This window comes from Kocuria sp. KH4 (genome assembly GCF_053711175.1).
The window spans coordinates 21,319-31,106 of sequence record NZ_JBSJYX010000032.1; the positions used below are offsets into that span (position 1 = coordinate 21,319).

10 protein-coding genes and 1 pseudogene are annotated in these 9,788 nt (G+C 73.5%); 4 read left to right on the forward strand and 7 right to left on the reverse strand.

The window, feature by feature from the left end; all coding sequences use genetic code 11:
* Positions 1-29 precede the first annotated feature (29 nt).
* Together ACWCOM_RS17425 and ACWCOM_RS17430 are read left to right on the forward strand one after the other, a co-directional pair.
* The gene (locus tag ACWCOM_RS17425; RefSeq protein WP_454550014.1) at positions 30-428 is read left to right on the forward strand and encodes a universal stress protein; all 399 of its coding nucleotides are present in this window, start codon (positions 30-32) and stop codon (positions 426-428) included.
* Positions 429-985: 557 nt separating this feature from the next.
* Complete coding sequence (locus tag ACWCOM_RS17430; protein ID WP_454550015.1) at positions 986-2,425, forward strand: SLC13 family permease; 1,440 nt, start codon at positions 986-988, stop codon at positions 2,423-2,425.
* Between the two features lie 87 nt (positions 2,426-2,512).
* On the opposite strand, the gene ACWCOM_RS17435 is transcribed toward ACWCOM_RS17430, so the two are convergent.
* From ACWCOM_RS17435 to ACWCOM_RS17460, 6 genes and pseudogenes are all read right to left on the reverse strand, one after another.
* Complete coding sequence (locus ACWCOM_RS17435; RefSeq protein ID WP_454550016.1) at positions 2,513-3,898, reverse strand: signal peptidase I; 1,386 nt, start codon at positions 3,896-3,898, stop codon at positions 2,513-2,515.
* Between the two features lie 68 nt (positions 3,899-3,966).
* Positions 3,967-4,593 (reverse strand): hypothetical protein, encoded by a 627-nt coding sequence (locus tag ACWCOM_RS17440; RefSeq protein ID WP_454550017.1) that lies wholly within the window; start codon positions 4,591-4,593, stop codon positions 3,967-3,969.
* Positions 4,594-4,913: 320 nt separating this feature from the next.
* Positions 4,914-5,111, reverse strand: a complete 198-nt coding sequence (locus ACWCOM_RS17445; RefSeq protein ID WP_454550018.1) for a hypothetical protein — start codon at positions 5,109-5,111, stop codon at positions 4,914-4,916.
* A 94-nt stretch (positions 5,112-5,205) separates the two neighbouring features.
* The gene (locus ACWCOM_RS17450) at positions 5,206-5,427 is read right to left on the reverse strand and encodes a hypothetical protein (protein ID WP_454550024.1); all 222 of its coding nucleotides are present in this window, start codon (positions 5,425-5,427) and stop codon (positions 5,206-5,208) included.
* A gap of 370 nt (positions 5,428-5,797) precedes the next feature.
* Positions 5,798-6,139 (reverse strand): annotated as a pseudogene (locus tag ACWCOM_RS17455) (alpha/beta fold hydrolase); the annotation flags it as partial.
* Between the two features lie 49 nt (positions 6,140-6,188).
* Positions 6,189-6,572, reverse strand: a complete 384-nt coding sequence (locus tag ACWCOM_RS17460; protein WP_454550019.1) for a winged helix-turn-helix transcriptional regulator — start codon at positions 6,570-6,572, stop codon at positions 6,189-6,191.
* Between the two features lie 139 nt (positions 6,573-6,711).
* On the opposite strand from ACWCOM_RS17460, the gene ACWCOM_RS17465 reads away from it, so the two are divergent.
* Positions 6,712-7,356 (forward strand): NAD(P)-dependent oxidoreductase, encoded by a 645-nt coding sequence (locus ACWCOM_RS17465; protein ID WP_454550020.1) that lies wholly within the window; start codon positions 6,712-6,714, stop codon positions 7,354-7,356.
* Positions 7,357-7,663: 307 nt separating this feature from the next.
* Positions 7,664-8,398 (forward strand): hypothetical protein, encoded by a 735-nt coding sequence (locus tag ACWCOM_RS17470; protein WP_454550021.1) that lies wholly within the window; start codon positions 7,664-7,666, stop codon positions 8,396-8,398.
* A gap of 239 nt (positions 8,399-8,637) precedes the next feature.
* Here ACWCOM_RS17470 and ACWCOM_RS17475 read toward each other — a convergent pair whose 3' ends face one another.
* A complete protein-coding gene (locus ACWCOM_RS17475) occupies positions 8,638-9,648 on the reverse strand; it encodes a nitronate monooxygenase (protein WP_454550022.1) in 1,011 nt (336 codons plus the stop codon).
* Positions 9,649-9,788 lie beyond the last annotated feature (140 nt).

The following is a 9,788-nucleotide window of genomic DNA, read 5'->3' on the forward strand; positions in this document are numbered from 1 at the left end:
ACCACCCACGACCCGTGAAAGGCGTCATCATGACCCGACCGCACCTGCTCATCGTCGCCCACGACAGCGACTTCGGCCGACGCGCCCTGCTCGTGGGCGAGGAGATCGCCCTGGAGAAGGGGTGGGACGTGGCCGTCCTCTCCACCGAGGCCGACGGCCACGGACCGGCCCCGGAGGACCTGCCCATCGACCAGGCCAAGCTCGAAGCCGCCGGAGTCCACCTCACCGTCATCCCGCCGTCCCCGACCATCCACGACGCCGGCGACCAGGCCATCGCCGTCGCCCAGGACACCCAGCCCGCTCTCATCGTGCTCGGCATCCGCCGCCGCTCCCGGGTGGGCAAGCTCATCATGGGCAGCGTCGCGCAGAAGATCCTGCTGGAGGTCGACTGCCCCGTCCTGGTCGTCAAGGCCGCCGGGCGCGCCTAGACGAGCTCCTATCCCGACAGGGCCCGTGCCGCCGGCGGCACGGGCCCTGTCCTCGTCCCATCTGCCGCGGTCTCCGGCCCGGAGCGCCGGACCCGGGCCAGAGGCGTCCCGGCCGGGATCCGTCCCCACACCTCGTCGGGCGGCCCGACCGTTCGCGTCGGTGTGTGAAGCGTTTCTTCACGCCCGACGCCGGACGCTTCACGGCCTACATCCTCGCGTGCACCCCCTCCCGCGCTGCCTGCATTCCGAAGCCGCGGCAGCCGGAGCATGCGGAGAATGGCTGGCCAGGCCCTCGGGTTAAGGATCTCTACACACCGGTGCAGGGATGTGATATTGCCTTAAGGTGTGATGTGCATCAATCTCTAGTGAGGCCAATCACCGAGGCGGCACCCGAGGGGGTCCCCGACCGGAGTCCCGGCCTCCGGCACGGACGCGGATGCCGCAGGGGACCCCGTCCGACAGATCCCCCACGTCCGGACCGGGCACCGCCACCGACCCCTACGGGCGTCCGGCACCGCCGTCGTGCCTGCCGCAGGAGCACCCCCGAGGAGACCACCATGACCGAGACCGCGCAGAAGACCGTCGCCCCCGCCGGCGACACCCGGGACGACCGCCCCGACGCTCCTCCCCGCCGCCGTAGGCTGGTGCTCTCGGCGGCCGGTGTCGGGGTCCTGGGTCTGGTCGCCCTCGTGCTGGGCGGCATCGCCCTCGACCCGGAGGGCCCCACCACGGAGCCCGCCATGACCGCCACCCAGATCGTCCCGCTCGTCATCCTCGTCGTGATGTTCGTCGTGGCCACCAAGTGGCCGGTGAACATCGGGGTGCTGGGCCTGGTCGCCTCGTTCGGCGTGGGCTACTTCATGCTCGGCATGGACGACAAGGAGATCCTGGCGGAGTTCCCCGCCGGCATCGTGCTGACGATCATCGGTGTGACCTACTTCTTCAGCATGGCCCAGCACAACGGCACCATCGACGTCATCGTGCAGAACTGCGTGCGCCTGGTCCGCGGCAGGACCATGCTGCTGCCCTGGATGTTCTTCCTGATCGCCGCCGCCCTGACCGCCCTGGGGACCTTCTCCCCGGCCGCCGTCGCCCTGCTGGCCCCGGCGGCCATCGGCTTCGCCTACGAATCCCGCCTCCACCCCGTGCTGATGGGCGCGTTCATCATCAACGGCGCTCACGCCGGCGGCTTCTCCCCGCTGTCGGTGGCCGGGGTGCTGGTGCACGACGTGGCCGCCGAGAACGGCTTCCCCGTCTCCCGGGGCTCCCTGTTCGCCGCCAGCTTCGCGATCAACATCGTCCTCTCCGTGCTGACCCTCGTCCTCTTCACCGCCCTCGGCCGGCTGCGCGACGGTGAGGCCGGCCAGCACACCGCCCTCGACGCCGCCGGTTCCGCACGCCCCCGCGGCCAGCAGATCCTCACCCTGGCCCTGATCGCCGCCATGCTGGTGTGCACCCTGGGCTTCCACCTGCCCATCGGCTTCGTCGCCCTCTCGGCCGGACTGCTCCTGGCGCTGATCAACGTCAAGGAGCAGCAGAGCTTCATCAACGGCATCTCCTGGTCCACGGTCCTGCTGGTCGCGGGCATGATCACCTACGTCTCCCTGCTCCAGCACGTGGGCGTGATCGACAGCCTCGCCCACATGGCCTTGGCGCTCGGCGCCCCGCTGCTCGTCGCCGTGGTGCTGTGCTACGTGATCGGTGTCGGCTCCGCCTTCGCGTCCTCGACCGCCCTGCTGGCCGCGTTCATCCCCTTGGCCGGTCCGCTGCTGGCCGCCAGCACCCTCAGCGTCTCCGGCACGGTCGCTGCGCTCGCCATCGCCGCCACCGTCGTGGACATCTCCCCGTTCTCCACCAACGGCGCCCTCGTCGTCGCCAACGCCCGCGAGAACGACCGGCAGCGGGTCTACCGTGAGCTCATGATCTACGCCGGCGGTGTGGTGCTCCTCGCCCCCGCCCTGGCGTGGGCCCTGCTCGTCCCCACCGGCATCATGTGACCGGGCCCCGCCCCGGCGGCCGGCGGAGCGTGCTGACGGCCGGACTCCTGGCACGGGCCTCCGGGTCCTCGCCGGGCGAGAGGCTGCTCAGGCGGGAAGCGTGATGGTGGGCCGGTTCACCTCGACCGTCCCGCCGGGGGATGCGGTGCCCAGACTGATCAGGCGACCCTCCAGCACGAACCGCTGGGTGGGGCCGCCGGAGTTGAGGTTGGCCGTGATGGTGCCGCGGGCGAGATAGGTGCCACGGGCGGTGGTACTGGCTCCCAGGGTGATGTTCCCGGCCGCGACCCAGTAGACGTTGGCGGCTCGGGCTCCGCCGGCCAGGACGATCTGGCTGTTCAGGGCGGCGCTCAGGGTGGTGGCGCGGAAGACGAACACCGCGGTCGGGTCCCCCTGGGCGTCCAGGGTCAGGGTGGAGGAGACGGTGAACGCGCCGGTCGTGCTGGTGTGGACCCCGGCGGGGATCCGGCCGGTCAGTGCCGTCGAGCGGGTGGCGGTGACGGGCCGGGCCAGCAGGGCGCTCTCCAGGGCGCGGGCGTCGGTCATGGCAGCGGCCGCAGCCGGGGTGCCGGCCTGGACGGCGCCGGTCACGTTGGGCCGCGAGCCGCTGTTCTGCAGCGCCACGATGGTGGTCCCCGGCGAGGTTCCCACATCGGCGCCCACGGTGGTCTCGTGCCCGCCCGGGGTCTGGTTGACGACGCCGGCGGAGGCCAGCAGGCCGTAGGAGGCCGCCCGCCCCACGGTCAGCGCCGGCGGCGCGGCGGCAGCCCGCCAGGAGGCCCGGGTCCCGGTCCGGGCCGTGAAGGCCGCGGTGCTCGGTGCCGTCGGGCCGGACACCAGCCCGGCCAGGGCCGCGGCGCCGGCCACGGCCAGGGCGCCGCGGCGGGCGAGCACGGGAAGCTCCCGGGTGTCGTGGTCGCTGTCCGGGCCGTCGGTGACGTCCTCGCTGCGGCTGCGCGGAACGAACACCGCCAGGGTGAGCGCGAGCGCGGCCACGGTGCCGGCGGCCCACAGGGCCAGGTGCAGGTGCCGGCCGGTCTCGGCCCACAGGGCGGGCAGTCCGATGAAGGGCACCAGCAGGCGGGCCTGGCCGGTGATCTGCTCCCGCACGAGCGGGGTCGAGTCGACGTCGGCGTTGGCGTCGCCGGCGGTGGCGTAGGTGCCGTCCTGGTGGTCGATCACGATCCGGTGCAGCACCGCCCGTTCGATCCCGTCGGGTTGGGCGGCGGCCGGGCTGGTGAACTGCACGACGCCCCCGAGCGGCACGGGCCGGTCGCCGGGCAGCACGGAGAGCACGACGACGTCACCGGGGTCGATGTGCGGTTCCATGGACCCGCTCTGGACGACGGTGGAGCTCCAGCCGAGCACGGCCGGGAGCAGGGCGATCGCGGTCAGGGCGGCGAGCAGCACCAGGTAGATCTGGGCGGCGGTGCCGGTGAGCAGCCGCACCCAGCCCCACAGTCCGGCCGCCACACCCTCGGGTACCGGCTCGGCGGTGGGGCTGGGTGCTGGCTCGGTCCGGTGCCACACGTGCGAGCGGCTCAGGCTGCCGGGGCGTCGGCGCTCTGCAGCTCCCAGACGAGGTCCACGCTCACGGTCGCGCCCTGCAGGGCGTCGATCTCCTGCGGGGTCAGACCGGTGGTGTCGAAGGTCCACGTGCCGCGGTAGGTCGTGGACTCCCCGGCCCTGCCGGTCGTCTGCCACCGCGCTCCGCCGGTGGCGTAGTCGTTGTTGACCTGGGCCAGGGTGGACAGCGACTGGGCGGGCAGCGCGCCGGGCACGGCGCTGAAGCCGTCGCAGCTGTCGAAGGAGCCGCCCGTGCCGCGTTCCACGCGCAGGTCGATGTGGTCCTGCAGTCCGGCCGCGGAGCCGGAGAGGTTCTGGGTGTAGGCGCGCACCTCGCCGGGAACGGTCGAGTTGGAGGTCACCACGATGCACTTCTGCCCGGTCTGACCCGGAACCAGGTTCTGCACGGTGAATCCGGCGCGTCCGGCGTCGTCGTCGGTCAGGGCGACCTGGCCGGTGGCCCAGGAGTTGCCGGCATTGCGGGTGGTGGCGGTGAAGGCGGCCGTGGAACCCTGCCACACCATGAGACCGGCCACCAGGACGGCGACAGGGGCGGCGGAGAAACCGGCGATCTTGCGGGCACGGGGGGAGGGAGTGCGCATGGGATTCCTGTTCCGCGACGGAGCCCGGGTCGGGACCTGGTCCGGTGCCGTCGCTGCATGGGGCGGAGGGATGCGGCCGGTCGGCGATGGGGGTCGTCGATCAACCGCGGCCACCATAGGTTCTGGCCGGGTGGTCCTCCAGGACTTTCGTCCAGCGCCGACGTCCCCGGCGCGTTCCTCCATGTGCGAAAGGGAATCGCGGGCGGTGTCATCCGCTGACACGTCCTGTCACACGGTCTTCGGCACGGGTCCCGGTCCGGTGGACGAGGGATAGCTCCGGGCGACCCGGCAGCGCTCGGCGGCCGGCCGGACTGCGGCCGTCAAGCCGGCTCGGAGGTCCCGTGCTCGTCCGGCGGATCCGTCCGCACCGTTGCGCGGGCGTGCTCGATGAGCTCGCCCACCATGTCGACCCACACCCGGCGTTGCAGCTGGGTCAGGGGCTCGGCGCCCTCCGCGACGGCGTCCTGCAGCAGCCTGTGGAACCGGGCGATGTCCTCGAGGCGCTCCGCGGTGATCATGGCATGGACCCTAGTGGAGGGATCGACGGCGGACCACGTGCGGGCACGGCGCCATCGGCTGCGAGGGGGCGGCATGACAGCGGGCCATGCAGGGTCAGCTCTCGTCCAGGCGCAGCTCCCAGCTGTACGGGATCGTCGAGCCCAGCATGAGGTTGGCCGCGAAGACCAGCAGATCGCGCTCTCGGGGCGCCAGGTGTATCGCATGGTGCAGGAAGGCGTCGGCCTCGAACTGGTCCACGGGCGCGACGGATGCCGGGATGGTGCGCCACAGATCCTTGATGCTCAGACCCGCCTGCTCCAGGCGCATGCGGATCATGCGTGCCTGGGCGCGGGCAATCGTACGGTCGTCCACGGTCGACCCCCTCGACGCGCATCAGGCTACTCCTGTTGCCCGCCGTGGGGTCGGGTGCCGTCCGGTCCTGACGGCTCACCGTGCGGGAGCTCGGGCGGGGTCGCTGCGCCGGAGACCTCCGGGGACCGGGGCCGCACCGTTCAGCCGCGCCCCGCCCCATGGTCCAGCTCCGCCAGGAACGGGCGGACCTGGGCGAGGAACTCGTCGTGGCGCTCCAGCTGTGCCCGGTGGCCGCAGCCGGGCACCAGCACCAGACGGGCCTGACGATCCGGTTCGGGAGTCGGCCCGCCGGCAGCAGGATCGCGTCGGGCAGCTGCGCGGCCAGCCACGCGGCCTGATGCAGCACGGCGGACCCCGGCGAGGGCACGAGACCACCCGGGGCGACCAGCACGAGGCCGGCGAGGCGCTCGGGGTGGCCGAGCGCCAGGGGGAGCCCGACGTCCCCGCCCATGGACACGCCGCCCACCGCGGCCGGGCCGAGGCCGAGCGCGGCCACGGCCTCGGCCACCACCTGCGCCATGGCGCCGGAACCGCCCACGGGTGCGAGCCCCATGCTCGTGCCGCACCCCGGCAGGCCCACCGCCCACACCTCTCGCTCCGCCGCCAACGGTCGCTCGTTCGTGCGGTGCTCCACGAAGCCGATGCCGCTGCAGCCCCGGTGCCGGGGGGACGCCACCGCAGGTGGTCGGCGTGTCCGGCAGGGCGACGGTCCCGTGCGGTGCTGCTCAGGCCGGGTTCGCGGCCGGCAGGGCGGCGTCGTACTGCTGCCGTGCCGTGAGGATCGTCGGCATGTGCGTGGTGGCCCAGTCCGCCAGGGCCTTCAGGGGTTCCTGCAGGGTGGTGCCGGCCTCGGTGAGCTCGTACTCGACTCGGGGGGGAACCTGGGGGTAGACCGTGCGGGTCACGAGTCCGTCGCGTTCCAGGGCCCGCAGCGTCTGGGTCAGCATCTTCTGCGACACCCCGTCGATGCGTGCCGCCAGCTGGGAGAAGCGCAGGGGCCCGTCGGTGAGGGCGCCCACGACCAGGACCGTCCATCGGTCCCCGATGCGGTCCAGCACCCGGCGGGAGGGGCAGTCGCGCTGATAGGGGTCGGCCGGGTGTCGGTCCATGCATCCGCTCCTGAGTCACTTCGGGGTCGGTCACTTACCGCGAAGTGCCTACTTCCGATCGGTTTGTCAGTTACTTACAGTAACCAGCAGGGGTTCCGGAGGGAACCCCAGCGACCCCCTGACAGAGGAGAGACAGCACATGACGCGCATCGCAGTTCTGGGCGGCACCGGATACGCCGGCTCGCACATCGTGGCCGAGGCGGCCCGACGCGGTCACGAGGTGACGTCCTACAGCCGCAGCACCCCGGCGGAGCCGACCGACGGGGTCACCTACGTGACCGGTTCGGTGTTCGACGACGCGTTCCTGGCCCGGGTCGTGGCGGACGCCGAGGTGGTCGTCGAGACGCTCTCGCCCCGCGGGGAGCTAGAGGGCAGGCTCGAGGACGTGGTGGGCCGGCTCATCGACCTGGCGCGCGCCGCCGGGGCGCGGCTGGGGGTGATCGGCGGGGCCGGGTCCCTGCGGGTCGCCGAGGGCGGGCCGAAGCTGATGGACACCGAGGGCTTCCCGGCCGAGATCCTGCCCGAGGTCCGGACCGGCGAGGCGCTGCTGGAGACCCTGCGCGGCACCGAGGACGAACTGGACTGGTTCTACGTCAGCCCCGCCGGCGGCTTCGGCGCGTGGGCTCCCGGGGAGGCCACCGGGCAGTTCCGGATCGGCGGCGACGTGCTGCTGACCGATGAGGAGGGCAACTCGTTCATCTCCGGGGCGGACCTGGCCGCCGCCGTCGTCGACGAGATCGAGGAGCCGGCCCACTCCCGCCGCCGGTTCACCGTCGCCTACTGACCGCCGGGCCCTCCCGCAGAGCCCCTCCGCCCACCGGGCGGAGGGGCTCTGTGCCCCGTCGTCGGGCCGGCCACTGGGGGAGGGGCAGAAGGTCGCCGGCGGAATGCTATGCCGAACCGTCCGGGCCCCGGCGCCGGGCCCCACCGCGACCAGTCGGACACCCTCTGGCTTGACGGCTCGGCGACCCGTCCGCAGTAGACCCTCAGCCCATGCTGACTCCCAGAGGCTGCCCGGCGCACGTCAGGGCCTCGCCGTGCGCGGACGGGCCTGCCCGGGGCTGGTGCCCAGGTGTGCTCTACTCGCAGGCATGAGCAGACCGGTCCTGCCCGACATCCCCAACGCGGAGGACTTCCGCGCCCTCGCCGCCAGCTCGCCCTGGCGGTTCACCGCAGTGCACCTCACCCACCGGCGGCAGGGCCACGGCGGGGCCACCGCTGCGGACGGACCGGTGGAGGCCTGGCTCGACCGGACCCGGTACCGGCTGGTCGTGCGCACCGCCGAGGGGGTCGAGGTCGCCGAGGGCGCGCCCTACAGCGGGGCCGGGAGCGGGCCGGACTCCGCGCTGCCCCCGCCGCAGGCGGGGGTGGTGCTGCGCCCGGACGGCCTGGTCGCCCGGCGGCCGGAGGACTGGCACCTGGACCACGGCGACTCGATGTGGCAGGACTACCGGTGGACGGCGATGCTCGACCCGGTGGAGCTGGCCCAGGGCGTGGAGATCGGCGACGTCACCGCCACCGTGCTGCGGGGCCGGGCGACCTGGGCGGCGACCTGCCGTCCGCTGGTCGGCCGCGGCGAGGACTGGGTGGGCGGCTACGTCCCGCGGTGCGGGTGCTGCCCGCTGCTGGACAGCCCGGCATCCCGGATCCGCGAGTACGGGCCCGAGGACCCGACCCTGACCGACGACCTGGCCACCCTGTACCGGGTGCACCTGGACGTGGGCACCGGCATCGTCGTGGACCTCACCCCGCTGGACGGCACCGAGGGCGTCAGCCTCACCACCGTGATCCACGACGTCGACGAGCCTCTCGACCCACCGCTGTGATCCGGCAGGGTCCGTCCTCGTGCTGGTGTCCGCCACGGCCCTGCTGATCTCGGCGGTCTCGGCGGGCCCCGGTGCGGTCGTCGCGGCAGGAGGTGGACGTCGCCCGTCGTGAGCGTGCGGCGCGCATCCAGCGGATGCGCGCCGAGGGCGCCCGCAAGCGCACGCCGGATGCGCGACACCCGCTGGCGCCGCCTGCCAGGAGCTGTGCACGGTCCTGACGGTGCTGCCGCGCGGCGTCCTCAGGGGATGAGGGCGGCCACGATCCTGGCGGCGGGGCCGTCGTGGAGGCCGGGAAAGCCGGTCCCGGCCCACAGGTGGGCGGTGTCCACGTCACGCTGCGCCACGGCCGCGGCCCGCAGCGGTGCGGTGAGGTGGTGCAGATGGGGGTAGCCGACCGGGGCGTCGGCGTGGGCGGTGATGAACCGGTTGGTCAGCCCCCGGGCCGACCGCCCGGTGAACGCCCGGGTGGGCGTGGTCGACGTGAAGCGCCCGCTGGTCAGGGCGTTCCGGTGCAGGGGGTTGGTGCCGGCCTCGTCGGCCAGCAGCAGGGCGGTGCCGACCTGGGCGGCCACCGCGCCCCGGGACAGCAGCCCGGCCACGTCGCCGGCGGTGGCGATGCCGCCGCCGGCGACCACGGGCAGGTCGGTGCCGGCGGTGATCTCGTCCACCGTGGCCTCCAGGGGCACCTCGGTCGCAGCGGCGGCCTGGTCGAAGGTGGCCCTGTGGCCTCCGGCGCCAGGACCCTGGACGGACAGGGACCTAGCGCCGCGGGCAGCGGCCAGACGTGCTTCGGCGGCGGTGGTGACGGTGACCATGGTGGTGATCCCCGTCGCCGCCATCCGACCCAGGACATCGGCGTCGGGGCAGCCGAAGGTGAAGGAGACCACCTCGGGCCTGGTGTCCAGCACGACCTCCAGCTTGCCCGCCCAGGCGTCGTCGTCCCATCGCGGCGTGCCCAGCTCCACGCCCAGCCGCCGGGCCTCGGGCTGCAGCGCCGCCCGGTAGGTCTCCAGCGCCGCCGGGTCGGGCTCGAAGGGTTCCACGACGAAGAGGTTGACCCCCACGGGACCGCCGGTCAGCTCCCGGGTGCGCCGGATCTGGGCGGCCACCTGGTCGGGGCTCTTGTAGCCGGCGGCCAGGAACCCGAGGCCCCCGGCCGCACTGACCGCTGCGGCCAGTTCCGGGATGGAGGGCCCGCCGGCCATCGGGGCGCCCACGAGCGGGATCTCCAGGGATCGGGGGTCGAACATGTGCGGTGCCCTCCTCGTGCCGGGACGCATCGGCCCCTTGCCCACTGCGCCGATGCCCTGTGCGTTCAGCGTAGGGGCGGGGCCGGGCGGCGGGGAAATGCCCGGGAGGCATCGACCATGCCTCCGGGGCAGGGCGGGAG